This window comes from Bosea sp. RAC05 (assembly GCF_001713455.1).
GTDB lineage: Bacteria > Pseudomonadota > Alphaproteobacteria > Rhizobiales > Beijerinckiaceae > Allobosea.
In genome coordinates this window covers 656633-681963 of the sequence record NZ_CP016463.1, presented here as the reverse complement: position 1 = coordinate 681963, position 25331 = coordinate 656633, and the positions used below count along the sequence as shown (strand labels likewise).

Genomic DNA, 25331 nt, shown 5'->3' with positions numbered 1-25331 from the left:
CCCTCGGATTCTCACGCAAGGATAGCTGGATAGGATCTGAATGAAAAGGAAAAGCGCTTACTTCACTCCTTTTATCAACGGCCAATCCTTCGAAAACTGAAGGATTGGATTTCGCTTCGGCTGACGGGCTGCGATTATGCGCCCAGACCCGACGAAAGCTGGGCGACCGCCTGCTTGCAAGCTGCGGCGTAGCTATCTGGGAGGCCGATGAGGTTGGCATGCGGGATCGCCAGGGCGAAAGGCGAGTGGGTTGCAACGATGATCTGGCAGCGTTCGGCTGCAGCCGGGGATCCAATGATGTCGCGCCAGATGCTCGCCTGCATCAGGAGTGACAGGTGCGAGTCGGGCTCGTCGAGCAGAACGGTGGGCTGGCCCTTCGCGATGGTAGGCTCAAGCATCTTCGCGGCGATGTCGTAAATTGCCTGCCAGGTGCTGTTGAGCATGTCTCGGCGCCCACTGCTGGCGATCAGAACCGAGTCTGCCATCTTCCTCTGCCCGAGAAGAGCCCGGAGCGGGCTTTGTGACAGCGCGAGCGCTCGGGAACCGTGCGAGCGGACAGTTCCCCGCACGATCCCGTCCCCGGCATCATAGTTCTCCAGGAACGAGGTATCGAAGGTACGATCATTGCCGATCAGCAGTTTGCCAGGAGCACCATACAGGACCGGTTGCCCATCGTGGCTGACAGTGGCTGCAACCGGGTCCGGCTTGCCTGCGCCCCGCCTGCCGAAATGCGAGATCGACTTTCCCATCGTCTCTCGCAGCGAGTCATAGGAGATCAGGCTCTCACCGGTCTGGAGCGCCAGCATGTGAGCTGCAAGCGTCGTCAGGATTGTCGACTTTCCGCACCCGTTGGGGCCAAACAGGATGTTCAGGCCTGGCTTGAACGTGATGGCGCCACCGCGGTCGGCGATTGCCGGCAGATCAAGGGCCCATGCGCCATGCGGCAGCTCGTCTGATAGCGAGCGCTGCTTGGGAAGCTTCAGCCGCCTGAACTTGATCCCGGAGATCATTTTTTGGGGGTTCCCGATTGCACAAAGCGCGCAACACTGGTGTTCCGAAATTGATCCTTCATAGTCAATCTCGTCAGCCTCTCAATCCACCATAACGAACCTTGCCAGCAGTCATGTCGTCTCAAATCTCGAACTTACTTGCAGAGATTAGAGAGGCATCACTGTCTCTGACCGACGAATTTCAGTCGAAACGAGCCCTGCTGAAGCTACAGCAGCTGGTCGGGGACCAGGTCGAACCCCTGCTGAGGCAGGCGGATCGAGACATTCTCAAGCTCAAGGCCGACAATGCGAGGATGATGGCAGCGTGCAAGGCTGCCTACGAGTCGATCGCCCGGTTTCCAGGCAGCGTGCATGATCGCGCCATGGGCAAGCTGGATCGGGTGGTTCACCCCTCAAGGCCACGCGTCTACCCCGATTGCGAGGTCGAAGCCGATCGCAGAAGGCAGGAAGCACATCGCCTGCGCACCGGCCTGTCATCGCTCGGGATCACGATCACCCCCGAGATCGAGGCCTTGATCGCAGAGGGCCCAGCCTTTGGTCCGTGACGCTTTCGAGGAATCCTGCGACATTGATTTCGCTCACCCGGAGTTTGCCATGACCGCCGCGCCCAAGTTCACGAATGCCCGCATCGAGATCCTTCTCGATTTGCGCAACAACGGACGCCAGCCGATGGACGCATCCTATGCGCCGATCAAGTGGGCGCTTGAGAATGGCTTCGTCATCAAGCACAGCACATCTTTCAGCGACAATTTCGAGCTGACCGATTCAGGAAACGAGGCGCTCTCCAAGCACCTCGGTGAAGAGGTCAAGCCGATCGAGAGCTACAGGTCTCCCGGCCTCTCTCGCTGAGAGAGCTGGTCGCCGCCCCGCTGCCCGCTCATCCCCATAAACCTCAGGACCGCGAGCCAATGACGACCGATCAAGATCGCGACCGAAACTGGCAAGACCGCCGCGAACGACATGCGCGCTTCGTCGCGGCCAGCCCGATGATGACGATCCGTATCGTGCGCCCGATCGGACCTTACAAGGTTGGTGAGACACCCACCGTCACCGCGGCCGTCGGCAATGACTATGTCGCCAGACGCTACGCCGAAAAGACCTGACCGGCGTCACGCTTCTCTCAATCCACCCGACCAGCATTGGCGGCATAACACGATGACCTCAGAAGACGCAGAAGAGATCCTGAGCTGTCTCGAAGCCGGTTCAGGCGAGGACCGTGCGCTCGACTGGGCCATCGCGTGGGCCCTCGACCTTGCTCCCTGGGCAGACGAGCCAAAAGGGCTCCTGGGCATGTGCATGATCGGCTCCAAGAGGGACAAGGCATCGCCGAGGTTCACCGGGTCGATCGATGCCGCTGTCGCACTCGCATCGTCGGTGCAGGACGATCTCAGCTCAAGTCCCGCCGATTTGCTCGTTGAGGCGCTCGACCAGATGATGGTCAGGGGCTGGCGTCCGAGTGAGCCAAATGGTCCTCAGATCGCAAGGGCGATGGTGGCCTTGGTCGTCAGGCAAGTGGCCCTCAACCGTGTTCCAGCGCCGACGGCTTGAGCGACCGGCGCCGGCAAGAGCCCCTCACTTCCAACGCGTACGCCGATGATCCTTCCATGACCGGGAGACGTGCCGATGCTGGTCGTCCCAGCTCGAAGGCAAGCCGACGCGGCGCTGGCGGATGGCATATCCGCCTTCGATTGCCTCATCGTCGGTTTCCAGCGCAGCTCGGGCCCGCTTCTCCTGGGTCGTCCGGATGGAGCGATACCAGCAGTAGCGATGGCGCTTTCCGGTGCGCGGGACGGGGGAGCGTCGGAACTCTCCAGCCGGGATCTCGGGGCAGAGCCTGATCGCCCAGGCCCACTTCACCATCTGCCGAAGCTGAAGGCTGTCGAATTCGCGTCGGATCAACGCGTCGGGTATGTCGAGCCCGAGCTCATCGACGATCCGCCAGGGTGGCGGCCGTACCGAGCCGTCATCGAGGCGGTGATCGCCTTCGTGCCGGATCAGGAATGCGTTGATACGAGCCCAGCCGAAATCAGTCAGTGCCTCCGCAAGATTGGAGTACTGCCGGCGCGCGCCATTTCGATCGCGGATCTCGACGATCCCGATATGGCGCCAGTTCTGGGTGGTCATTGTGGTCTCCGTCAGTGATGGTCACTAACGGAAGTGGCTGGCCTCGTTCATCGCGCTCTCTCCTTCAGACAGCGCACTGGCTGCGAGCCGGGCATATCACAACCAAGGTTTATCGAGCAATCCTTGATCAGACGGCAGCGAGCAGAGGTTCGCGCGCCGGCGCGTCAGGATTACCAGCCAGCGTCTCCCAGCCGAGATCCGGGAGAGCAACGATCCGCTGACCCTTCATGTCCTTGCGGATGACGATGAAGGTCCCCTTTTCGAGCTGCTGGATGCGATTGCGAGCCCGGCTCGGAGAATGGCTGCCACAGACCCTGGCGACATCGAGGTCGGATGGGCACGCCTGCTTGTCCATCGCAGCGCGCGCAAGCAGGAGGTAGATGCTCTTGAGCTCCTCAGGAACCTCTGCTGCGACGGTCATCGCGCGCTCCCATTCGGGCGTTCCTGCCACTTCGCTGTCGACGCCAGCACGCGCGACCGTCAGGTAGCCGCGAAACGCTGCCAGATCCGGCTTTGCCCCACCGACACGCTTGATGCGGCAATGGACCAGGAAATCCTGGTAGAGAACGCCTTCGGGACGATAGGCCGCTTCGGGATCCGACATGATCTCCGATAGGATGCTACGCAGGGTGGCTTCGCGCTGCTCGACTGCGACGGGATCGACCGTATCGTCGATCTGTTCGCTTGCCTTTTCGCGTTCGACGACAGCCAGCAGGTCGTCTGTCGAGACCGATGGCGGAGGCGCCGGCCGGCGGGCGGGGCGGGCGGTCGGCATCGGAAGGCTCGCCAGGATCATGTCGCGCGCCTCGTCTCCCGCCGGCGCCGGTGGCGGCGTCAGCTTGGGGGTCGATCCGCGAGCAGCCGTCTCGACGCTTCCGACTTTGATCGGGAGCGGTCGCCGGGACAGAGCCGGGCCGAGCGCGATGAAGTGGCCGCGTTCGAGTTCCCGGAACATCTCGGACTTGCCGCGATCGAGACCGAGCAAATCCGATGCTCGGGCCATGTCGATATCGAGGAAGGTGCGGCCCATCAGGAAGTTGGACGCTTCAGCCGCGACGTTTTTGGCGAGCTTGGCCAGGCGCTGGGTGGCGATGACGCCAGCGAGGCCACGCTTGCGGCCGCGGCACATCAGGTTGGTCATCGCGGCCAGGGAAACCTTCCGAGCTTCCTCGGATACGTCGCCGGCGGCCGCGGGCGCGAAGAGCTGGGCCTCGTCGACGACGACCAGGACCGGGTACCACATTTCACGGGGCGCATCGAACAGGGTGTTGAGGAACATCGCCGCCGCTTTCATCTGCATGTCCACCTCGAGGCTGTCGAGATTGAGGACACAGGAGACGCGGTGCTCGCGAATGCGGTTTGCGATGGCTTCGAGCTCGGCCTCGCTGCGGTTGGCGTCGACGACGACGTGACCGTAGATGTCGGCCAGACTGGTGAAGTCGCCTTCGGGATCGATGATCACCTGCTGAACATGCGGCGCGCTCTGCTCGATCAGTCGCCGCAGGAGATGGGATTTACCCGATCCCGAGTTGCCCTGGACCAGTAGACGTGTCGCCAGGAGTTCCTCGACGTCGATGATGGCCGGCGCCGGTGAACCGGCCCGTTCGGCAGTCAGCCCCAGTTCGACTTCGATCTTCATGTCACGGCAATCCTGACCCGATTCGTCCAAGGATCAAGTCATGCAATCCTTTGGGCGTTAGAGGCAACATGCCCTGGTCGCTCGTCCCCGACTGGATTGGACTTGATCGCCGCCCACTATTGCCTTGCTTGAAGCTTGGCTAAGGTCGAGCAGATTGCCGGAGTGTCCGATGCGCGCGAAAGTCCTCTATGAGTACCCCGTGACCTATGTCCCGCTTCGCGCACGCACGCCGAAGACCGAACGCTTCTCCGATACGCTGACCGTTGAGTTGCGGGACGTTCCCACACTGGATCGCCCGAACGCTCTTTCAGCTCGCGTCGTCGACGAGAAAGAAGACGAGCGCCTGACCAGGCATTTCGAGAACCGCGGGGCCGGTGCTTACAATCAAGTGCGGTCTGAAGCACTGGTCCTGCATGGACACGACGGCAAGCTCTGGCGCGACTGCTGGCACTACAGCCGCGAGCGCTTCCATGAGCGAATTTCCCTTCGTCTGCGGGGTGGCGTCCACCCGAACCACAGAGCGGATCCTCATTTCCTCCCGCTTCTGCAGGATTGGGGATCCCGAACCGGGGAAGCCGAGCCTACGAGGGGCTACCTTCACTGGCTGGATCGTGCCGTCGAGGAGAAAGGCAAATCGGATCCAATCGTGATCCGCTTCCGTGGCATGCCGACTTTCCCAGGCAGCCAGGTTTTCTCCCTGAACACTGCCAAGGAGGTGATCTCCAGCGGCAAGCCGGAGGCAGAGGAAGCCGTTCGCGAACTGCTGCGCAATGATTTCCTCGTCAGCGGTGGCCGGCTCTACGAGCGGGTCGACCCGCCGTGCTATCGTGTTCGTCGGGTCTCAGGCGCGGTCGTGACCAGCTTCCATCGCGAGCTGTCGGAAGGCCGGTTTCACGGAGCCGCCTGGTTCAGCATCGACGAGCGTCGACAGTTCGAGCAGTTCCGTGATGCAATTCGCGGGCGCGCCCGCATTCACGTGATCGGGCCCGACAACGTCATCGTTGATCAGGTCGATCGCGACTATGTCGACTTCGACCGGACACACTGCGCGATGAAGTCCCTTCAGGGGATCGTCACCGATGCGGCCGGGACCGACTTTCCGCTGTTGCCCGATGAATCGCTGCTCGCCTGGATCGAGATGCGCTCCAAGCTCGGCCAATGGGATCCCGAAGAGGGTAACCCGGTCGAGATGTTCGACGCGGTGGAAGCCTTTATGGCCACCATCCCCAATGAGCGGCTGACGCTCCGGACCTATATGAAAAACGAATTGATCCCGGTGATGGCTCAGCGGCCCGAGCTCGATCTTCGACCGAGGGCCCGATCGGTGGTCGATCCGGATCTCAACGAACTTTCGATATAGCTTCCCGTCAGCGCAGTCCCTGGGCGGTCCCGCCTGCGTTCCGGATCAACTCCGCCACCTGATCGGTCGTGCTGTCGGACTTGATCCGGACGGCCTCGAGGACGGGCGCGAGCTCCGGGAGAACCTCGTTGCCCATCGCCTGCGCAATTCCCGGCGACAGGAGGAGTTCGACCATCTCTGCCCTTGCACGCTCGATGCGCAGCATCATGCCCGTCTCTGGCCGCATCAGCCGCACGCAATCGCCGTGCTGGGGGAAGATGCACGACAGCCCCAGCAGCTTCACGCATTCGGCGAGCCTGTCCTGAAAGGCCACGAGCGTTTCGTAGAGGGCCCTCTGCCCGGCATCGAAGTCCTTCGTCAGAAGGTATGTTTCTGCCTGAAAGACCCAGATGTCGCCGGTTTCAGGATCGACAGCCATAGGCGATGGGACATATGGGTGCTCGACGATGCCACCACTTGTCAGCTCGGTGGCGCGATTGAGCTGCACGTCTCTAGCCGCCGAGCCGTCGTACTCCGTTGTCAGATGCCCAAGCAGAAGACCATGAGGCAATGGCACCGCGATTGCCCTGTCTGGAAAACGGGAGATCGGCAGGATCATCAGCGCCAGCATGCCGATGCCGGCAAGAGCGATCGACCAGACCGTATCGAGGGGCAAGGGGTTGTCCCGCCGCAACGAAATCATCGTCTCTCCGACCTGCTGTGAGGCCACGTAAGGGGCTCTGCCGAACAGTGTCGTGTGACGGTCGCGGGTGAATGTGTGCATGACATAGCGCGGCAGGAGCCGGTTCGATCGCTCTGACCTCGCCATGGCACCCAGTTCCAGCGTCTCCCTGACACTGCGAGGCGTGTAGGGTTTGGGCGACTTCCTGCGTCCGACGAAGAACACGGTCGGGTTGGCCTGGAGCATTTCTGCGACGGCATCGAGATCGCGACGCAGGAGAAATCCCTCCAGCAGGCGGCCGGCCGCAAGTTCGTCGTCCGAAAAAAGAGCAATCTGCTCGTCGCACGCCCGTACGACATCGTTTGCCTGCCGGAGAGCATCCAGCGAGGTCCCCTTGGACTTGCTGCGGCGATCAATCAAAAGCGCTGGCCCCTCATCACGCGATGCGGTTATCGGACGAGACGTATTTCAACTTACCATAACGACGCGTCACGCAGCCCAAGCATTGATTGAGCTCATGGTCGGCACACTCACTCGGCCGCTATGACCCAAGTTTGGGAACGAGACAAGTTAGTTCCGTTTAGAACCAACTCAATCCGTGCTCAACCTTTGGGCAATAAGCCGAAATGCGAAGCCGGTTTTCCTGAATGACATTTGCCCCCGGACTCACTCGCGTGCTGGCTCGCCAAATAAAGAGGCCCACCAACACAAGAACCGGAATTGCCGTTCTTATCCTTGCACTTTCGGTTTCACCCTAATGATGTACTCTATGCACCAATCGGGCCGCGAGGGGAACCTCCCCATAGCGGCCTCAAGCAGGTCTGGTTTACGAATGCCGACCCAATGCCGTGAAATTCCCGGCACCCGCATGGTCAGTCTCACCGTGAGACCACCGGTCACAGTCAGCCACGGTCTTTCTCAAAACCGGAGTGACCGCAGCTCGGTCCTCGTTGGTTGCAACCTCATGCAGCACACTGGTCGAGATCGATCTAAACGAACCCGTCTACTACGCCACTTATCTTGGACATGTAACGTTGCTGCAAATGACAGTTTATGTTGACAACATGTTAGCGCCCTATCGGGGAATGCGCATGTCCCACATGGTCGCTGATACGGATGCCGAACTCCATCGGATGGCCGATGCATTGGGCGTCTCCCGACGCTGGTTCCAGGGCGATCATTACGACATCTGCCAGTCAAACCGAGAGCGAGCGTTGAAGCTCGGAGCTGTCGGCGTCAGCTATCGGCAGCTCGGCTGCATGGTCCATAATCGCCGGGCAACCGGCACGCTCGGTGATCCGGCTACGGCTGTTTCGACCCGGCGTTCCTTGCGTCGAGATCCTTCTCTGGATGACCCCAATACGGCACGCTCCCCCCGTTAGACGGGCCATTTTGGTGGATTGCACGATCGATTGGCCACGCATTCGTTGCGCCCCTGCCATGTGACTTCTACCCTTGGCCGTCTGACGAAAGATGACCAAGATGAGATTGCCCCAGACAGCCCTGCCTCTGATTGCCTGCGTTCTCGTGTCGAGCCTGGCTGGCTGCTCCGACAGATCCGTTGATCGTGGCCTCATGCAGACCCTGCAATCGCTGGGTCTAAAGGATCTGTCGTATCGGTCCGCAAAGACGCACGGCTCGACCACCGACATCCAGGCACTCAGAGGAACCGACCAGTTTGGCTCGGCATTCGAAGCCGAGAACCTCGTTGCCTCGAAGACCTCGACGCCGGCGGGATCTGTTCGATGGAACTCGATCAAAATGACCGGCCTGAAGCTCGGCTCGCTCCAGGCACTCGATGCCGATGTCGTCAATCCGACTTCTGAACGGACGCGACGACCGTTCGAGGCAATGAGGTTGTCCGGTATCACGGTTGACCACGGAGGCCGCATCTCGACGATGGAGACGGCAACGCTGGCCTTTGGCCCCGGCGACGACATCGATCTCTCGCTGAACGGTCTTCGCTCGGCCGCTCAATCCGATGGGACGGGCGGACTTTTCGGTCATGCGACTGCAAAGGTCCTCGACGGCAACATCGCCTATGCGACGTTCACATCGGACATCGCGAAAGTGAGCGGCAGCCTCAGCCTGACAGGCGCGATCGCTCCTCGCAGCATCGGCGAAATGGCCAGGTTTTTGGACCTGCAAGCATGGCTCCCGGGGGCTTCCCTGATGTCGGCGGAGATAACCGTCGATATCACCCGTCCATCCGAGGCGGTTCTGATCAGGTCGCCCGAAACGGGTGCGCCGATTCCCGCTGGAGCAGGGATGCAGATCACGACGGAGTTCCGTCCTGGAGAGGCTCCGGTCTCATGGACGAATGCCGTCTCGTCGTGGAAATCAGCGCTGATAGGCACTGGCGGCCCTTGGCGCGTGACGTCACTCCAGTTTGCTGGGCATCAGCTGAGACACTGACACCTGCGCACCCGCTGGAGACGGAGTGAGGGCCGAGCCCTCAGCTCGCCCCTCACTCCACCGGGGAAAACACCCCGTAGCACATCGGTACGCCCGGCCCGCCATTCGTTGCCCCGTCAGTCGCACAGATGTGGCCTGATGGGTCTGCATCGGCGCAATAGCCCGTCGTGCAGCGATAGACCTGCACGCAGGCCCAGCGACCGTCTCCGTTGCGGCAGCTGATGGCCTGATAAGGGTTCCACTTCCCGACTGGGACAGGATCGATCACGATCTGGAACGCAACAGGATCTGCAACGGCGCCCTCGGAATCAATGAGAGACATCGAGAGATTTACATTGGCCTGAGCCTGAGCCGTTCCGGTGATCGAACCGGTTGCAGGGTCGAACGACAACCCAGGCGGCAACGTACCCGTCAACGACCATGACGTCGCTCCGACCACATTGGTGACGGAGGGATAGATCCCGACGACGGACTGGACGTGATAATCGAAGCGGACCGAGCTCAGCCGGATCGTCGGTCCTGGATTGACGACAAGCGAGAACCGGTTCGTTTGAGCACTGCCAGTGGGGTCGACGGCCTTCACCTGGAGGTTGTTGTAGGTGCCCGAGACCACCGGCTTGCCGACAAACTGCCCGGTCGTCTGGTCCACCGACATCCCGTTGGGCATCGTGCCTGCATAGTGAGACCAGGTCAGAGGCGTACCGGCGTATTTCGCCTGAGGCGCCGGATTGGTTCGAGCCGTGACACCGACGCGAGCGTAGACCTTCTCTTCGGATGTCGCATACAGGCGCGGGGTGACATTGAAATTGACAACCGCTTCGACCTTGGCGTTGTCGCAGCCTGTGTCCTCGATTTCAATGACGGCCGAGTGAACCCCCGCTTCCTCGATCGTGCCGTAGATGTAGCCTGCATAATATGTCGCAGACAGACCCTTGGGCAACGATCCTGACTTGACGGAAATTTTTGTGCCGCTGCTCCCCCAGCCGGTGATGCTTAGGCTCTGGAAGACAAAATCGCCTACCCGCGCACTCCTGACTTCCGGTCCAATGGACATGGCCAGAGGCGCTCGAATGTTGACCTTCTGCTCGTAGTAGAAGGTGTCGCCGTCCCAATCATCGGTGACGCTGAAGCGTACGCCGCTCATCTCCCACGGAGCCGTCGGTGTTCCGGACAGGATGCCGGTCGCGGTGTCGAAAGACAGGCCTGCTGGCAGCTGATAGGGCGTCTTGGTGTAATCGGTCATGGCGAAGGTCAGATTGCCCCTTTGCCCGGTGACCTTGGGTGTCGGAAACTCGAACGGCGCGCCGGTCCTGACGCAAACGGTCTGGTACCGATTGTCGATGTCGAGGTCGGCTGCGATGTCGATGTCGAAAAACTGCGAGCTCGTGACGGTCTTCCCTGCATCGTTTTTGCTGTGCCTGACTTCGAAGTTTTTCCAGAAGCCCGGCCGCGGCAAGCCGACCGCGAAGCCCGTTTTGGCATTATCAAGGCCAATCCGGGTGTCGTACTGCGGGTAATGGATCGAAGCGCTTGCCTGCGTGAAGCCAGCAGGGACAGTGATCACGTTGGGACGACGGAACTCAGTCCATTCGCGGCCGGACAGATATGTGTTGCCCCCCGGTCCACGCCGATCCGTGATCGTGATGGTGTGAAGGGCTCCGTCGCAATTCCCATCGTAACTATCGCAGGCGATCACATCGACAACAGTGACGCCAACGACGTCGGGCGTACCCGAAATTTGTCCGGTCGCAGGATCCAGCCGAGCCCAGGCCGGAAGCGTGCCTGACCCGACATGGAACGACAGCGTTCCCAGATGATAGAACACGTATGGCTTGTTTTGCGTCCCGCTATAGAACTCGAAATAGTCGCCGACCTGCCCTGACCGCTCCTTCTGGCCTCCGCCGACGCCTCCGCCATCGTTTTGGACGTTGGGGTTTGAATCGACCATGTACGACTTCTGATCTGTCGAACCGGCCTCGTCGGTGACGCGCAGGTTCCACCACCAGGAATCGCGCGGCAGTGTACCTGTCACAGCACCGGTATCGGCGTTCAGGACAAAACCCGACTGTGTCGGGACAGCCGGCGCCCAGTCGAAGGTCAGCTTGCCGATGCCACCCGTCACGTTAGGCGGGGGCAGATTGACGGCCGATCCCAAGCGGCCCGTCACCGTCGAATCCCTGGCGAGCGTCAGCGAGACTCCGCTCACCACCTGAATGGTAAAAGGAATGGTGAGCGCTGTGGCCGTCGTCGAATCCGTAACCCGCAGCTTGATCCCTCTCCAGTCACCAGTCGCGGTTGGCACACCTGAGATCCGCCCGGTCCCAGCGCTGAAGGCGAGGCCAGGAGGCAACGCTCCGCTGTCGATCGACCAGACGACATTGCCAACGGCATTCTCGGCCTTCGGCGTGAAGCCATAAGCCTTGTTGACCTGGAAAATCTGTAACGGAGCCGCGATTGCGCGCAGCCCGCCCGTGATCGCGATGCTGAACGGCTTGGTCCTCCCGACAAGCCCTTTCGCGTCCGTGACCTGAAGCTGAAGGTTGTTCTGGGTCTCCTCCGTCGTCGGCGTTCCTGCAATGGACCCGAGGGCCGAATTGACATTGAGACCGGCCGGCAGCGTCCCACTGACCAACTGCCAGGTCAGAGGCTGGGTGGCGCCATCGACCTGGAAATCTGATCCTGTATCGAACGGCACGCCGGACTTTCCATTGAGAGACGAGGGTCCGCGAACGATGAGCCCAGGGTCGATCTCAATGGCCACAGGCGGGGTCTGGGCAGACGCCCCATCGAAGCTGTCGGTGACCGTGAAGATCAGATACGGGTAGTTCGCCGCCAGTGTCGGAACACCAGACACCCTGCCACTCGTGCTGTCGAACGACAGGCCCGGCGGCAACTGCCCGCCCGAGATGGTCCAGGTCAGATTCCCGATCTGGCCGACGACGGTTGGCGCCGCACTGAAGGCGTCACCACGCTTGCCCTTCGTGACCGCCGGCATCGAGGCCTGCAGTGTCGGCGCAACTGTGACGGAGAAGGGGTTGGATTCGGCATTCGACGTGCCGTCTGTTGCCGCCATCCTCAGGCCGGTGGCGGATCCCACCGAAGCGGCAATCCCGACGATCTTGCCAGTGCTGACCTCGACGCCGAGACCCTGCGGAAGCGCACCGGTGGCCAGGCGCCAATTGACCGATCCAGCCGCGGGACCGGCGGTTGGGGCCGTCATCGAAATCGCCTTGCCGACGCGAACACTGTAGCGGTCCCAAACGCCGGTGATCGAGAATGCTTCCTGGTAATCCTCGACCTTGACGGAGAATGGAGCTGACGTTCCAGAAGCGCCGTCGGCGGTGTCGGTGACAGTGGCCTGGATGTTGTTGACGACCGACAAGGTCGTAGGTGTTCCGACCAGCCGACCCTGCTTGTCGAGCGTGACGCCTGGCGTGATCAACTGGGTCGACGGCTGCCAGTCTTCCTGACCAAGGACGTTGAGCGCCTCGACCTTGATCGCCGAAGCCACGCCACGCCGCAATGTGTAGACAGGCTGGGCGCGCGCTTCCGGCTGAGGGATCACCGCAATGGTCATCGGAGCAGACCTGCCCTTCAACCCGATCGCGTCCGTCGCCTCGAGGACGATGCCCGAGGCAGTCTTCACCTCGGTGGGCGTGCCGGCGATCTTGCCGCTCGCGGGCTCGACGGCTAGCCCTGTCGGCAGCTCGCCTGCGGCCAGAGCCCACGTCGTCGCGCCTGTCGCATTGCTGGCCACCAATGCCGTCTCGAAGGGGCTGGCGAGCCTTGTCCGGAGGTTCGAGGCACTGGTGATGGCGAGCGTGTCGGCAATGACCGAAATGCTGAAGGGCTGCGATCGGTAGGTTCCACCGACATCCACGACGTCCACGACCAGGCCCGATGCGACCTGCTCGACGGTTGGCGTTCCTGAGATCGTCCCGGTTGCGTCCGACAGATGAAGTCCTGTCGGCAGCGAACCCCTGCTGAGCATCCAGCGAGCGCCCGACTGGATCCCGACGGCTTCCGGCGCGAGCGAGTAGGGTGTCCCCAATGATGCGCTGGCCGATCGATACGAAATCGACGCCTCGCCGATCGTGATCGAAAACGCATTCGACCAGGCGGTCAGCCCATTTGCGTCGACACCCTTGAGGATCAAGCCCGAGCTCGCACCCGCAACGCGCGGCGTCCCCGCCAAAGCCCCGTTCTGATCAATTTCGATACCCTCGGGCAGCCGGCCTGCATCCAGCGACCAGGTGACCGGCCCTGTCAGACCAGCTGCTGCTATCGGCAGATTGAAGGGAAGATCCACGCGACCCGCGCCGTCGAGCACGGCCACGTCCACGGCAGCCTCGACGATTGTCAGCCTGAACGGCTGCGAAGTCGCCTGCACATTGTCGAAGTCGGTTACGGTGACCCTGAGATTGTCATAGACGCCAGGCGCGGTTGGTTTGCCCGTGAGCACTCCATTGGCGTGAGTGACGCCAGCCGGCAGCGTACCCGACAGCAAATAGGTCGCAGGGCCTGCAATGTTGGTCAGGTTTGGGCCGAGACGAACGGTCTGGGTTACGGACGTCGTGAGATTGACGTAGCCGATTGACGGCATGCCGATGACCGAGACCGCATAGGCTCCCGACACGCCGGATTTTCCGTCGCGTGTATAGCCGCGGACGCGGATTCCACCGAAGAAGCCCGGAGTGGTCGGGCGGCCGGTTATGTCGCCGGCGGGCCCGAGGTTCGTCCCTGCAGGCAGAGGGCCCGATTCGACGCTCCAGGTGAAAGGCCCCGCATTGTTGCGCACGACAGGCGCTGGGATGGCAGCCTCGGCGTTGATGCGGCGCGTGAACAATGCACCAGGCGCATCGATCTGCAGAAGGGCCGGGTTCTCGACCGGTTCGCTGACCCGGCCCGCGCGGAAGTATGGCGTGTCTGCAGCTATGGCCCCAGCCACGGTCGCTGAGATCACGGCGGCGACGCCGAAGAACCTGAACCCAAAACGCATGCGACAGTCCCCACAGCAAGATCGCAGGATCAAATCGCCGTTTCAGATCGACGATTGCCCACCTTGCGAATTACTGAGTCATTAAACCAGAGACTGTTGCGCGAATCCAGCAAGCGCGCTGGATCAATCCATGCACGCCAAGAACGCGGGTTGCTTTGATTCTTGCAGGATCGATTAGCGACGTCGCGCGCAATGCCCTCACACGAGGCGAGACCTCTCAACCGAAGCCGCGATGAAGCTTTTGAAGAGGGGGTGCGGATCGAAAGGACGCGATTTGAGCTCCGGGTGATACTGCACGCCGACGAACCAGGGATGGCCCCTCAGCTCGACCGTCTCCGGCAATCGACCGTCAGGAGACATGCCGGAGAACGTCAGCCCTGCATCTTCGAGTCGATCCATATAGCGGGTGTTGACCTCATAGCGATGCCGATGCCGCTCGCTGATCTCGATCGCATCATAGATCCGCGCGACATGGCTGTCTGGACGCAGCATTGCCTGATAGGCCCCAAGTCGCATCGTTCCCCCGAGGTCATCCTGGGCGCCGCGCATCTGGGTGTCGTTACCCTTCACCCATTCACGCATCAGGCCGACAACCGGGTCGTCATAGGCCCCGAACTCCGAGGAGCCGGCACCGGAAACCCCTGCCAAGCCACGAGCGGCTTCGACCACGGCCATCTGCATCCCGAGACAGATGCCGAAATAGGGCACATGCCGCTCGCGGGCGAAGCGGGCAGCTAGAACCTTGCCTTCGGCGCCGCGCTTTCCGAATCCGCCTGGCACCAGAATGCCGTCGGCACGGCTCAGATGCGTCGTGAGATCGTGGGATTCCTGTTCGAGCAGCTCGGCATCGACCCAATCGATGCGAACCTTCTTCCGATTTGCGATGCCGCCATGACCGATGGCCTCGATCAAAGACTTGTAGGCATCCTTGAGCGGGTACTTTCCGACTACGGCGACGACGACTTCGCCATCGGGGTTGCGAATGCGCTCACTGACGGCATCCCACCGCGACATGTCTGGCCGCGGCGCTTGGTCGATGCCGAAGGCGCTCAGCACTTCGCGATCCAGGCCTGCTTCATGGTAGGCCCTGGGCACATCATAGATGCTTGCAACGTCGCGAGCTTCGATGACGGCCGTTTCACGGACGTTGCAGAACAGGCCGAGCTTGCGACGCTCCTGCTCAGGGATCTCGCGATCGGTCCGGCATAGAAGAATGTCGGGCTGGATCCCGATCGAGCGCAACTCCTTCACGGAGTGCTGGGTCGGCTTGGTTTTCAGCTCGCCCGCCGTGGGGATGTAGGGCAGGAGCGTCAGGTGGACATAGACGGCCGCACGCCTGGGCAGATCGTTGCCGAGCTGACGCAACGCCTCGAAGAAGGGCTGGCCCTCGATATCGCCGACCGTCCCGCCGACTTCGACGAGAACGAAGTCGATGCCTTCGTTCCCAGACAGGACGAACTCCTTGATTGCTCCCGTCACATGCGGGACGACCTGGACGGTTCCGCCGAGGAAGTCTCCGCGACGCTCGCGTGTCAGGATGTCGAGATAGATCCGTCCTGTGGTGATGTTGTCCGACCGTCGGGCGGCGATTCCGGTGAAACGCTCGTAATGGCCGAGATCGAGGTCTGTCTCAGCGCCATCATCGGTGACGAAGACCTCGCCATGCTGCGACGGGCTCATCGTGCCCGGATCGACGTTCAGATAGGGGTCGAGCTTGCGTAGCCGGACCGAGTATCCGCGGGCCTGCAGGAGCGCCGCCAGAGCTGCAGAGGCCAAGCCCTTGCCCAGCGAAGACACGACGCCACCGGTGATGAAGATGTACCTGGTCATGGAAACCTCACTGGCTGGCGCGGTTCAGAACGCCGGTTCGAGAACCGGGCTCGAAAGATCACACAGGACGACATTGATCCCGTCGGCCCAGTCGCGAAGCGTCGGAAGACGTGTCGTTCCCGCGTTGTGAGGCTGGCGGAAAAGATAGGAGCGATGACCTGCCGCGATCCCGTCATCGACATGGCCAGGCAGATCGTCGACGTAGACCGCGCCGGGAGAGAACCGGAACAGTTCGTCAGCCTTGGACCCGGCCATCGGCACGAAAGTCACGTCCTCGATGCCGAATTCGCGCAGGTTGGCTCGGCGAGCAGCGCGGGCAGCCGGGTTGCTGCCGATCGCCGTGACCGCAGAGATCTTGATGCCAGGGTGCTCCCGGCGGATCATCCTCACAGCATCATAGGCCCCTTCGATATGGGGGACGGCCGAGAAACTCTCGTCGGCCATGAACTGGTGCATGAGCGCCAGACGATCGGGCCACGACATGTCCGGCCACAGATCGCCCAGACTGTAGTCACGCGATGTATGGAGCGGGATTGCAGCCTGGTGGCCTTGCCTGCGCATGAAGGCATCGAACCCTGCGACGAAGTCGAGCAGAACGCCGTCTGCATCCAAAATCAGTTGTGACGATTCCACTGGCGACATCCTCCGACGACAGAATCGTCGGCAGGGATGAGAACATCAATGGATCGATTCATCGATCCTGCAAGATGATGCGATGGGCTCTATCCACCAATTCCCTCGGGCGGGCGCCAGCCTGGTGCGCTTGCAAGAGGGAATTCGGAGAGCTAGGCCATGCTCATGTACTTCCACCGCATCATCGATGGCTGCCGATCTGCAGAAGGCGGTATTCCGGTCATGTGCACTGGGCAAGGCGTGTCTGAGACCGCCGCGCGCGGCGCTGTGACGGCCTATGCCCGCAAGATGGAAGCGGCGCACGTCTTCAAGTTCGAATCCCTGCCCGTCAGCTATGACGGAGAGGGATCGCTCGACCTGCCGGGCCTTGAGGCCGAGGAGCAGGAGATGTTCATCGAGGGCCTGATCCCTCTGCCGTTCGACCTATGCTGGTTCGAGGCCACCGTCATGGTCCAGGAGCAGGGGCATCGCGAGACTTTTGGCTTCCTGATCGAGAAGATTCCGGCAGGGTTCGAAGTCCGTCCGATCCGGACGGTTCACATGCCGGCGCCGGTCGATCTGGGCGGTCGCGAGGTGAAAGAGTATTGCGATTTTTCGGGTGAGATCTGGCGGATCGTTTCGGTTCCCGGCGAGGACCGACTTCACATCGATGCGACAGACCCGCTTGGGGTCGCCCGCGAGCGAGCCGCCATGCTCGGATACAACGACAGCAGCCGCATCACTGGTGAGACCGGGTTCGCCTGCTGGCTGATCCTGATGCTGTCGTCACGCAGCACATCATTCGACAAAGTCGACGCGCCTGCGAAGCTGAACAAGTCGCGCCTGCTCAAGGGCAAGGCAGCAATACCGGCCTATTCGATCGTGTCCGTCATCCCGAAAGACATCGCCAAGCGGATGCGCTCCGAGGGGGACACTGCTGGCGACGGCCTGCGCTCTTCACCCCGACTCCACTGGCGCCGATCGCATCGACGCACCTACCCGAATGGCCATGTCGTGGTGATTCCGCGCCTGCTGATCGGCTACAAGACCCATGCCGGCGAAGATGTCCTGCCGACCTACTACAAGGTCGATCTCTCAGTCTGACGAGGGTGCCTTCAGGGAGAAGGAGACGGCACCACGTCCTCGTCGACGAACTTTGGCTGGATGTGGCGAACCTGGTCGGCCAGCGCTTCCACGTCTTCGAGGACGTCATAGGTCAGGAAATTGTTGGGACCGCCTGAGTAGTCCTTCATTCCCTCGCAGGTGCGGATCAGAACCCCGTTGCCCTTGTTCAGGCCGATCGTGCTCTGACTGACTTGGATGTAGACGTCCTTGTGGTGAAGCGTGATTTCACCGGACACGGCGATGCCACCCATGTTGGACCGCAGCTCGAACGTGCCCGGCTTGAAGTCGAGCTCGACAGCAAGGTGGCGGAGAACCTTCGTGGCCGCGGCATGGAAGGCGCGCTTCTGAGCGACGTCATAGGCGCAACTCTTGGCGAAATCGAACTTTGGCATGGACCCCTCGACGAGCTGCTGGGATCACCCTACCGGAGCAAGGTGAACCCAACAAACTCAATTCAGCGACTTGCGTCGGTTGAACACCTCGTTTGCCCACCGGTCGATCTCTCGCTCGACCACTTCCACCCGACCGTCAGGATAGACACGCGTGCGGACCCATTGCGGGGATCGAAAACCATCCATCTTGACGATGTCGACGGCGCCCTCGCGATACTTCTGCATCATCGCCATCATCGCGGCATCTTTCTCCGCGTTGTGGTTCGAGACAAGGACGACCGCGGCGATTGAGGTGATCGCAATCACCGAAAGCGCTCCTGCCATCGTCCACGCACCCGTGGCGCTCGTCAGCCACTGGCGCAGCCCCGGCCGAGCCGGCGCCGCCCGCGGCAGGCCGCGGATAACCGGGACCAGTCTCTGAATGGCCTGCTGAACCTTCTGCGGAAGCGTTTCGATGGGATTGCGCTCCAGGAACTCGACCCATCCCTTCGGATTGAAACGCACCCGGCTGGCTTCGATGACGACGGTGAAATTGCGCAGCTCCTCGGCGTCGTTTCGGACGATGTCCTCGGGCGCCGGCACAGCCAGATCATCGCGCTTCTTCATGACGACGGGCTTGAAAGCGAAGGAGCCACGGCTCTTCCCTTCAACCACCTTCAACATCATCGCTTCTGCACCGATATCGTCGATCCAGGGGATAATGCTGATGGTCGTAGAACGAACCTTGTCGTGATCATCGCTTTCCACGATGAGATGCCATGCACCATCGTCGAAGGGTGCCCCAAAATCCGGCGCACGAACCACGGTCAGATAGCGCTTGAAAGAAGGCTTGGACACAACACGATCTCCGGTTCCGATGCACCGATACAGCAAAACTTGAAAACAATCCTTGAAGGTATCGATTGGATTGTCTTCATTCGAAGGAATGCGAGATCAATCCAATCCAAGGATCGTTTCGCCGGCCCTCATTTCGACGACCGGAAGTTTCTGACCGAGATAGTAGTAACTCCCGGTATCGGGAACGATCTTGCGCGTCCCGTCAGGATAGACCCGTACGCGACGGACCCAGCCCGTCTCCGGATTTCTCTGCAGAATGTCATAGGCCCCGGCGCGCCATTCCTTGATGGAACGCTCTTCCGCCGCCGTCAGCGGCCGAGCTGCCTCCGGCGTCGAGCTCGCCCGCGCCACCATGCCGGTCGCGACGACGGCGAGCAGGATGGCGGCGCACACGCTGTAGCCCCTGGTCGTCCGCAGCCACTCCAGCGGAGACAGCTTCGGAGGCTCGATGACAGACCGCGGGATCATCCGCTTCAAAAGCGACACGACTTCGGAAGGCAGCCCCTCGAACGCACCGCTTTCAAGGTATTTTCGCCAAAGCGCCGTATTGTAGCGCTGATTGCTGGCCTCGACGAGGAGATTAAAGCCGCGCAGATCTGCATCATCGTCCCTGGCAATCTCGTCGAGCGCAGGGAGATTCTTATCGCTGACCCGGGCCATCAGCGACCGAAGAACGACTTTGCCGCCAATGGCATCCTCGCCCTTTATCAGCAAGGCATCGACACCAACGCCGACGACGCTGCAGGCGATGTCGGTCATCCTTGACCGCATTGCGTGGTACGTCGGGCATTCGCTCACGACATGCCAGCCGCCATCACTGAAAGGATGACCGAGCTCAGGCGCGCGGATGACGATGATGTATCGCTTTGCCGTATCGAGGATCACAACTTGGCCCCTTGTGGAGGAATCGTGATAGCGATGAAGCTAGAAGCCGGGATTACCCGTTTCATGACAATTCGAACGAAATCCATGGATGGCAATCCTAAATCATCGAGCATTTGAACGATTTACCCTTTCGTACAAAAAGGAGTGACCCAAACGAGGCGAAGGATCGATTGGCGAGTTGTCCTTGAGGCGTTAGTGTCTTGCCGCCGCCCCAAACGAAAATCCGCAGGTGAACCATGCCGCCACGCAACGATCCTTTGGGGGATCGCATCAAGGCCTTCGAACGCTCCGAGACTGATCGACGGGCCCAGCCCGGCCAGGTTGCCGTCATCAGAATCGACGGCATGGGCTTTTCCCGTTTCACCCGCTCGATGATGAAGCCCTACGACCCCGCTCTGGGTGGCCTCATGATCGAGACGTCCCGCTACCTTGTCGGGCGACTGGGGGCCCATCTTGCTTTCACGCAAAGCGACGAGATTTCGCTGATCTTCCTTGATCGAGGACCGCGCCCGTTCGACGGCCGCCTCCACAAACTCGCAACCGCGGCCGCCGCGATCGCAACGAGCTTCTTCGTGCAAAAGGGGCTTCATCATTGGCCGGACCTTTGCCGAAGATCGCCACCGGCGTTCGACGGCAGAGCCTTCTGCGTGCCATCACGCGACGATGCTGTCGCGGTTCTTGTCTGGCGTGAGCTCGATGCGTCTCGCAACTCAATGTCCATGGCCGGTCGCTCGCATTTCCCGCAGCGGGCGCTGCAAGGTGTGTCTCGCTCAGAGGTCAGACTGATGCTGTCCCAAGCCTCTGTCGCCTATGACGAGCTTTCGGTTCATTTCCGGCGCGGCTGCTATGTCGCGCGCCGGCCTCTGGCCTCGACGCTGACAGAGGCTGAGCTCTCGCGTATCCCGCCGGCCAGGCGCCCACAGGGTGCGATCGTTCGCCAGCCCGTGGTGGTCCTGGACACGCCGCCGATCGGGCAGCTGTTGAACCCGGCTGCGTTCCTTTTCGACGGTGAAGATGCGCTTTTGCGACCCAGCAACGGTGTCAAGACGATTTGCGATGATGCAGACTTGGTGTCGGCTCAGGCTGAGGCCGAAGCTCTCGCTGGCGCCATCGAGGCAACGCCACCGGACTCCCGTCGCCAGGAGTTGTTGCGGCTGATTGCAGCCTACGTGGCGACACGTGATGGTGGAGATGCTAAGGGGGACCCCGATGCATCCGCTGCATGAAGAGCCCAATCAGCGACAGCTTCTCGATGACAGCACGGCCCCGGTGTCGTGTAGGAGGACCAGTCAGTGACCGATGCGCAAGGGAACAGGGCGAGAGCTCTGGTCGTCGAGGATGAAGCCCTGATCGCGATGATGATCGAAGAGATGCTGACCGACCTGGATTGCGGGATCAGCGGCATCGCAGGGTCTGTGGCCGAAGCTCTTCAGATGGCTGAGCAACACGAGATCGATTTTGCCATTCTCGACCTCAACGTGGCCGGCGGTCAGACTTACCCCGTCGCAGACGTGCTGGTTCAGCGCGGCATTCCGGTGATTTTCGCTTCTGGTGGGCATCAGGCCATGGCGGATTATCCTGATGCCCTGCAGCTCCCGAAGCCTTTCAGCTTTCACGATCTATCCAAAGCGGTCGACGGAGTACTCTCCCGGACCCAATCGCCGCGCCCCGCCTGACGAATTGCGCCGGCGAGGACAATCGCCGCGCTTTTCCATCACGGTGACATGACTGGCCCGATCAATCGGTGGCGATGAGCCTCGACGATCGAGACGAGCTCGGCCCAGCACAGATCGCCATGCTCGATACCTAGGTGCTTGCGGTTGGCACGCTCGGCATCCCACCACTCGTCCAGTGCTTGCTCGTCCAGCGCAAAATGCACCACATTCCGTGCAAGGTCGACATAGGCCGCCCGTGCCGCGATGACGTCGCTGATAGGACGCCGCCCATTGGTTGCCTCTGTATTGCTGCGCGCTGCATAGGCCCGCCTGATTTCTGCAAGGCTCATAGTCGTAATCCTTCTATACCGGTATCCACCGATTCATGGCGGCGGTGCATTGCACAAGGATTGATAGGTTCGTTGGGATCGGTCTAGCGTGATCTCCATGAAATGCGCACCGCTCCACATCCTTCCGGTCATTCATCACGTCGATGGTCGGCTCAGTCGGGAACAGGCCAAACTCGCCCTCGATCTCGGTGCGGATGGCATCTTCCTCATCTCGCATCATGACGACGATGCTGCGCTGCTACCGCTGGCTGCAAGCATCCGGGTTTTGCGACCTGATGCGTGGATCGGGATCAACTTCCTCTCGATGACGCTCTGGGAAGCTTTCAGCCTTTCGCTGGCCTGCGATTGCCGCATCGACGCTGTCTGGACCGATCGTCCAGGCATCACCTCTCAAGGTGTTGATACCGACACCCGGGAACTCGCCGAGCTGCGCGGCGTCCTCGTGCGATCGGGGCGTCCGGCACCGCAGGTCTTCGCCTCGGTGGCTTTCAAATATCAGCCCCATGAGGCGGATCCGGCCCGCGCGGCTGCCAACGCCACCCAGCTCGGCTTCATACCGACCACCAGCGGCTCGGCGACTGGCTCGGCGCCTCACCTCGACAAGATTGTCGCGATGAGAGAGCAGCTGGGAGATGGCGATGCGCTGGCCTGCGCCAGTGGCCTTACGGTCGGCAACATCTCAGACTTTGCCCCGCACCTGTCCCACGCCCTCGTGGCCACGGGCGTTTTGCTCGACGAGCACCACTTCGATCCGGCCAGGCTGTCTGAATTCATAAGCCTCGCCAAGAGCATCCGAATGGCCGGCGCGCTTGCCGATGCCGGCTGATCGCCCGGTGATCGCGAGCCCGAAATCGCGCAGCGCCTCGGCTGGCATTGTCTGGCTGTGGCTTGTGGCTTTGTGCAGCGTTGCGGCATCGGGCCAGCCCAGCCCTTCGGATGAAGCCGTTTACTCCGACGCGCAGGCCGCGATAGCGGTACCGGTCAGCGATCTATTCTCGCCTCTCCCTGCCGCGCGGTCACAGCCGACCTTCGCCGCGGGATCGTCGGCGGCCGGCAATGGCCTCGCGGCAGCGTTCGATCCCGAACCCAGCATGCCTGACGCGACGGCCTATCTGAGCCAGGACGCTGGTGATCATCCCCAGACCGAATTGTCCAACGGCAGGCGGATGCGGATCATACTCATTGCCGTCAGCCGACACCGGGCCGACGAGCTTGGTTGGCTCGTTCGGAACACAACCTCGATCTCGATATCGCAGACGGCGTCGGCGATGCGATTCCAACGCAACTGAGATGATCAGGCCGGCCGATGTGGGTGATGCGCCTGCGTCCGATCCAGATATCACCTCGTCTTCAGCTCCCAGCAAAAGTGTTCACCTCATGCCTCGTGCAGTGACCAACACGACCCCAGCGCCGTCTCCCGAGCGCACGTCACGCGCGCAGCAGGCCATTGCCCGGCGCAAGCGTCCCGCCAAAGGCGCGCCCGATGAATCGGCGGCGAATCCGACGTCGCCCCACAGCGTCTCTCACGTCTTCGTTTTTCCGTCACTAGCAGCAGAAAACATCGCATTCTTGCGTCTCAGAATGGCTTTGGCCGGGCAGAAACTCAGATTCGACAGCGCTGCCGCCAGCGCCATTCTCCAGGATATGGTCGGCAGCGCATTGTCGCCTGGGACAGAATCACATCTCGAAGACGAGCTCGTGAGCGGCGAGACACGGCATGCTCGCAGATCTCACCAGATCGAAGTGCTGCGACAGGCGGGTATCCCCGATGATCGTGTCGCCGGCGTCTGGGCTATTGCACAGCCAACAGCGTGCGAAACGAAAACCGTCGGACGGGCTCCCGCCGAATTGCGGCTTGCGAGCATGGCCAGACATCTCGGCAAGCGTCAGCACGAGCGCTTCACATGCGCCGATGGCGAGGGTGTCGTTTGGACACCTTCTAAGGCCGCGGGATCTTCGGGCGAGGAGTTTTTCCATCTCTTCGTCAAATCAGACGGCTCGGAGATCATCTGTCTAAGATACCCTCGCAAGATGGAGGGCCTCGAGGCGCGCTCCATTGGCCAGATGCGCCATGATAGCGAGAGCGTATCTGCAGAGTGCCTGGCAGATGCCCTGGACGATTTGGGGTATTGGCCATCCAGCGATTTCAGGGTGATCGATGGGGACCATTTCGGTCTATTCGACTGTCTCAATCGCGACGCCCTTGAAGTCCTCGCGGCCGCCCATGCTCCAACCAGCTCAATGTATGGAACTCTCGCTCGTGTCAGCGACGAGGGTGGCCCCCTATGGGACCTGGTATCACGCCACCCTCTCCTGGTGGACCTGCTGCACTTCGAGCTTTCAGTGGAGCCGAGCAATCCGTTCAACCCGATCCGGATGCTCGAAAATGCCATCGCGGAAGCGGACGCCCGTGTCGCAACCACCACGCACAGGCCATCATATGTCGATCTGGCTCCGATCCAGCATGTCACGCCGCGGGCGGCCCACGGCTTCGGCAGCGCGCATCTCGGTCACTTGGTTCGGTTTGGCCAAGACCGAGCGCCTCGCACAACGTCCGAGTGGGACTCTTTTTTGAATTTTTACGGCGTCATCACTGGCAGCGCCATCGAGCTTGCCATGGAGAAAGCGCGCGAGGATGCCTGGGTAACGGCCAGGGCCACCCGGAATTTCGATGCCATCGACTGGGCCGGCAGGGTTCAAGACTGCGTGGAAGGCCTGCGCAAGCTTCCTGACGGGCTGGCTTGGCATCGCGCGATGAACCTCAGCCTCGCCTATCTCAGTGAGATCCTGGAGACGCTGAAGCTCCACTGTGAAAGCATGCTCGTGGTTCAGGCGAGCACCGCCCATCTCACCAGGAACCAGGTCAGGAACGTTCCGGCTCCGATCGATTCACCGCCGTCCGGTCCTCTCAGCTATCCGTCGACAGTGCTGGATGTTGATGGCACGGATGTCGCGATCGCGATCATCTCCGACAAGACGATCGAGATCCGCTCATCCGAGCTGTTCATTTCCGATCTGATCAGCACGATTGCGCTGGTGCAGGGCCGGCTGGTCATCAAAAACGGAACCGTTGCCCAGAACAATCTCCTTCTCACCGATGCTTCGAGCGGCGCGCCGCTTCTCCAGCAATCAGCCAAGGCCGCATGCGATCGCTTCGCCAAAAGCGTTTCAGAGGCGTTCCTCCGGCTTTCGCGGCTCGACCCGCAGATCATCGCTGAGGCGATGACGGCCTACGATCTAAGGAAGAAGAAGCGGCTCGACGCCATCCCGGCGGGAGACAGATCTCCTGCCCATGTCGCTGCGCAGAGCAGGAAGGTCGCCGAAATGCAGCGGGATCTCGCCACCGGGCTCGACAACTTCAAGGCTGAGCTCGACCGTCTCGGTCTGAGCCACTATCGCGCAGCTTTCACCCGATCTCATTGACGGGTCGGCAGAAG

Annotated in this window: 24 protein-coding genes; 13 read left to right on the top strand and 11 right to left on the bottom strand. The window is 61.4% G+C overall.

The window, feature by feature from the left end; genetic code table 11:
- Positions 1 to 134: 134 nt before the first annotated feature.
- Complete coding sequence (locus tag BSY19_RS03475; RefSeq protein WP_069052899.1) at positions 135 to 1010, bottom strand: AAA family ATPase; 876 nt, start codon at positions 1008 to 1010, stop codon at positions 135 to 137.
- 113 nt (positions 1011 to 1123) lie between these two features.
- On the opposite strand from BSY19_RS03475, the gene BSY19_RS03470 reads away from it, so the two are divergent.
- From BSY19_RS03470 to BSY19_RS03455, 4 genes are read left to right on the top strand one after another with little or no spacing between them, the layout of a single operon-like run.
- Positions 1124 to 1555 (top strand): hypothetical protein, encoded by a 432-nt coding sequence (locus BSY19_RS03470; RefSeq protein WP_069052898.1) that lies wholly within the window; start codon positions 1124 to 1126, stop codon positions 1553 to 1555.
- A 49-nt stretch (positions 1556 to 1604) separates the two neighbouring features.
- Complete coding sequence (locus BSY19_RS03465; protein ID WP_150129478.1) at positions 1605 to 1859, top strand: hypothetical protein; 255 nt, start codon at positions 1605 to 1607, stop codon at positions 1857 to 1859.
- A gap of 59 nt (positions 1860 to 1918) precedes the next feature.
- Positions 1919 to 2113 carry a hypothetical protein gene (locus BSY19_RS03460; protein WP_069052896.1) on the top strand — a complete coding sequence of 65 codons (195 nt, stop codon included), beginning with the start codon at positions 1919 to 1921 and terminating at the stop codon, positions 2111 to 2113.
- A 52-nt stretch (positions 2114 to 2165) separates the two neighbouring features.
- Positions 2166 to 2558, top strand: coding sequence for a hypothetical protein (locus tag BSY19_RS03455; protein WP_069052895.1), 393 nt, complete (start codon positions 2166 to 2168; stop codon positions 2556 to 2558).
- A 24-nt stretch (positions 2559 to 2582) separates the two neighbouring features.
- On the opposite strand, the gene BSY19_RS03450 is transcribed toward BSY19_RS03455, so the two are convergent.
- Positions 2583 to 3134, bottom strand: a complete 552-nt coding sequence (locus BSY19_RS03450) for a hypothetical protein (RefSeq protein WP_069052894.1) — start codon at positions 3132 to 3134, stop codon at positions 2583 to 2585.
- Positions 3135 to 3261: 127 nt separating this feature from the next.
- The gene (locus BSY19_RS03445; RefSeq protein WP_069052893.1) at positions 3262 to 4773 is read right to left on the bottom strand and encodes an ATP-binding protein; all 1512 of its coding nucleotides are present in this window, start codon (positions 4771 to 4773) and stop codon (positions 3262 to 3264) included.
- A gap of 169 nt (positions 4774 to 4942) precedes the next feature.
- On the opposite strand from BSY19_RS03445, the gene BSY19_RS27420 reads away from it, so the two are divergent.
- Positions 4943 to 6133, top strand: a complete 1191-nt coding sequence (locus tag BSY19_RS27420; protein ID WP_150129477.1) for a hypothetical protein — start codon at positions 4943 to 4945, stop codon at positions 6131 to 6133.
- Positions 6134 to 6140: 7 nt separating this feature from the next.
- Here the strand turns inward: BSY19_RS27420 and BSY19_RS03430 are convergent, their stop codons facing one another.
- Positions 6141 to 7214 carry a hypothetical protein gene (locus BSY19_RS03430; RefSeq protein WP_069052890.1) on the bottom strand — a complete coding sequence of 358 codons (1074 nt, stop codon included), beginning with the start codon at positions 7212 to 7214 and terminating at the stop codon, positions 6141 to 6143.
- A gap of 671 nt (positions 7215 to 7885) precedes the next feature.
- Between BSY19_RS03430 and BSY19_RS26890 the strand changes: the two genes are divergently transcribed.
- Both BSY19_RS26890 and BSY19_RS03425 read left to right on the top strand, forming a co-directional pair.
- Positions 7886 to 8176 carry a DUF4031 domain-containing protein gene (locus BSY19_RS26890; RefSeq protein ID WP_236840347.1) on the top strand — a complete coding sequence of 97 codons (291 nt, stop codon included), beginning with the start codon at positions 7886 to 7888 and terminating at the stop codon, positions 8174 to 8176.
- Between the two features lie 193 nt (positions 8177 to 8369).
- Entirely contained in the window at positions 8370 to 9209 is an 840-nt protein-coding gene (locus BSY19_RS03425; protein WP_150129476.1) for a hypothetical protein, read from the top strand.
- Positions 9210 to 9261: 52 nt separating this feature from the next.
- Here BSY19_RS03425 and BSY19_RS03420 read toward each other — a convergent pair whose 3' ends face one another.
- From BSY19_RS03420 to BSY19_RS03410, 3 genes are all read right to left on the bottom strand, one after another.
- Positions 9262 to 14208 (bottom strand): Ig domain-containing protein, encoded by a 4947-nt coding sequence (locus BSY19_RS03420; protein WP_069052888.1) that lies wholly within the window; start codon positions 14206 to 14208, stop codon positions 9262 to 9264.
- A gap of 198 nt (positions 14209 to 14406) precedes the next feature.
- Entirely contained in the window at positions 14407 to 16038 is a 1632-nt protein-coding gene (locus BSY19_RS03415; protein WP_069052887.1) for a CTP synthase, read from the bottom strand.
- Positions 16039 to 16062: 24 nt separating this feature from the next.
- On the bottom strand, positions 16063 to 16671 hold the full coding sequence (locus BSY19_RS03410) for a hypothetical protein (RefSeq protein ID WP_150129475.1): 609 nt from the start codon (positions 16669 to 16671) through the stop codon (positions 16063 to 16065).
- Between the two features lie 159 nt (positions 16672 to 16830).
- Here BSY19_RS03410 and BSY19_RS03405 point away from each other — a divergent pair, with 159 nt between their 5' ends.
- Positions 16831 to 17754: a hypothetical protein gene (locus BSY19_RS03405; protein ID WP_150129474.1), complete on the top strand. Its 924-nt coding sequence runs from the start codon at positions 16831 to 16833 to the stop codon at positions 17752 to 17754.
- Between the two features lie 11 nt (positions 17755 to 17765).
- Here the strand turns inward: BSY19_RS03405 and BSY19_RS03400 are convergent, their stop codons facing one another.
- The 3 genes from BSY19_RS03400 to BSY19_RS03390 all read right to left on the bottom strand — a co-directional run bounded on the left by BSY19_RS03400 (position 17766) and on the right by BSY19_RS03390 (position 19889).
- Complete coding sequence (locus tag BSY19_RS03400) at positions 17766 to 18167, bottom strand: hypothetical protein (protein WP_069052884.1); 402 nt, start codon at positions 18165 to 18167, stop codon at positions 17766 to 17768.
- A gap of 57 nt (positions 18168 to 18224) precedes the next feature.
- Positions 18225 to 19004, bottom strand: a complete 780-nt coding sequence (locus tag BSY19_RS03395) for a hypothetical protein (RefSeq protein ID WP_069052883.1) — start codon at positions 19002 to 19004, stop codon at positions 18225 to 18227.
- A 96-nt stretch (positions 19005 to 19100) separates the two neighbouring features.
- Positions 19101 to 19889 carry a hypothetical protein gene (locus BSY19_RS03390; protein ID WP_150129473.1) on the bottom strand — a complete coding sequence of 263 codons (789 nt, stop codon included), beginning with the start codon at positions 19887 to 19889 and terminating at the stop codon, positions 19101 to 19103.
- A 236-nt stretch (positions 19890 to 20125) separates the two neighbouring features.
- On the opposite strand from BSY19_RS03390, the gene BSY19_RS03385 reads away from it, so the two are divergent.
- Together BSY19_RS03385 and BSY19_RS03380 are read left to right on the top strand one after the other, a co-directional pair.
- Positions 20126 to 21115 (top strand): tRNA(His) guanylyltransferase Thg1 family protein, encoded by a 990-nt coding sequence (locus tag BSY19_RS03385; protein WP_069052881.1) that lies wholly within the window; start codon positions 20126 to 20128, stop codon positions 21113 to 21115.
- Between the two features lie 66 nt (positions 21116 to 21181).
- Positions 21182 to 21565 carry a response regulator gene (locus BSY19_RS03380; protein WP_083247356.1) on the top strand — a complete coding sequence of 128 codons (384 nt, stop codon included), beginning with the start codon at positions 21182 to 21184 and terminating at the stop codon, positions 21563 to 21565.
- Between the two features lie 38 nt (positions 21566 to 21603).
- Here the strand turns inward: BSY19_RS03380 and BSY19_RS03375 are convergent, their stop codons facing one another.
- Positions 21604 to 21894: a hypothetical protein gene (locus BSY19_RS03375; protein WP_069052880.1), complete on the bottom strand. Its 291-nt coding sequence runs from the start codon at positions 21892 to 21894 to the stop codon at positions 21604 to 21606.
- Between the two features lie 88 nt (positions 21895 to 21982).
- Between BSY19_RS03375 and BSY19_RS03370 the strand changes: the two genes are divergently transcribed.
- From BSY19_RS03370 to BSY19_RS27415, 3 genes are all read left to right on the top strand, one after another.
- A complete protein-coding gene (locus tag BSY19_RS03370; protein WP_150129472.1) occupies positions 21983 to 22720 on the top strand; it encodes a hypothetical protein in 738 nt (245 codons plus the stop codon).
- On the top strand, positions 22710 to 23183 hold the full coding sequence (locus BSY19_RS03365) for a hypothetical protein (RefSeq protein ID WP_069052878.1): 474 nt from the start codon (positions 22710 to 22712) through the stop codon (positions 23181 to 23183). The genes BSY19_RS03370 and BSY19_RS03365 overlap by 11 nt, the downstream gene beginning before the upstream one ends.
- Before the next feature lie 100 nt (positions 23184 to 23283).
- Entirely contained in the window at positions 23284 to 25317 is a 2034-nt protein-coding gene (locus tag BSY19_RS27415; RefSeq protein WP_150129471.1) for a hypothetical protein, read from the top strand.
- Positions 25318 to 25331 lie beyond the last annotated feature (14 nt).

Bases quoted from the DNA above. Each gene is read 5' to 3' on its own strand.
- BSY19_RS03445 (WP_069052893.1), bottom strand. From the start codon at position 4,773: ATGAAGATCGAAGTCGAACTGGGGCTGACTGCCGAACGGGCCGGTTCA.
- BSY19_RS03365 (WP_069052878.1), top strand. From the start codon at position 22,710: ATGCCGGCTGATCGCCCGGTGATCGCGAGCCCGAAATCGCGCAGCGCC.
- BSY19_RS03385 (WP_069052881.1), top strand. From the start codon at position 20,126: ATGCCGCCACGCAACGATCCTTTGGGGGATCGCATCAAGGCCTTCGAA.
- BSY19_RS03460 (WP_069052896.1), top strand. From the start codon at position 1,919: ATGACGACCGATCAAGATCGCGACCGAAACTGGCAAGACCGCCGCGAA.
- BSY19_RS03375 (WP_069052880.1), bottom strand. From the start codon at position 21,894: ATGAGCCTTGCAGAAATCAGGCGGGCCTATGCAGCGCGCAGCAATACA.
- BSY19_RS03455 (WP_069052895.1), top strand. From the start codon at position 2,166: ATGACCTCAGAAGACGCAGAAGAGATCCTGAGCTGTCTCGAAGCCGGT.
- BSY19_RS03405 (WP_150129474.1), top strand. From the start codon at position 16,831: ATGCTCATGTACTTCCACCGCATCATCGATGGCTGCCGATCTGCAGAA.
- BSY19_RS26890 (WP_236840347.1), top strand. From the start codon at position 7,886: ATGTCCCACATGGTCGCTGATACGGATGCCGAACTCCATCGGATGGCC.
- BSY19_RS03400 (WP_069052884.1), bottom strand. From the start codon at position 18,167: ATGCCAAAGTTCGATTTCGCCAAGAGTTGCGCCTATGACGTCGCTCAG.
- BSY19_RS03465 (WP_150129478.1), top strand. From the start codon at position 1,605: ATGACCGCCGCGCCCAAGTTCACGAATGCCCGCATCGAGATCCTTCTC.
- BSY19_RS03475 (WP_069052899.1), bottom strand. From the start codon at position 1,010: ATGATCTCCGGGATCAAGTTCAGGCGGCTGAAGCTTCCCAAGCAGCGC.
- BSY19_RS03420 (WP_069052888.1), bottom strand. From the start codon at position 14,208: ATGCGTTTTGGGTTCAGGTTCTTCGGCGTCGCCGCCGTGATCTCAGCG.
- BSY19_RS03470 (WP_069052898.1), top strand. From the start codon at position 1,124: ATGTCGTCTCAAATCTCGAACTTACTTGCAGAGATTAGAGAGGCATCA.
- BSY19_RS03415 (WP_069052887.1), bottom strand. From the start codon at position 16,038: ATGACCAGGTACATCTTCATCACCGGTGGCGTCGTGTCTTCGCTGGGC.
- BSY19_RS03450 (WP_069052894.1), bottom strand. From the start codon at position 3,134: ATGACCACCCAGAACTGGCGCCATATCGGGATCGTCGAGATCCGCGAT.
- BSY19_RS03425 (WP_150129476.1), top strand. From the start codon at position 8,370: ATGCAGACCCTGCAATCGCTGGGTCTAAAGGATCTGTCGTATCGGTCC.
- BSY19_RS27420 (WP_150129477.1), top strand. From the start codon at position 4,943: ATGCGCGCGAAAGTCCTCTATGAGTACCCCGTGACCTATGTCCCGCTT.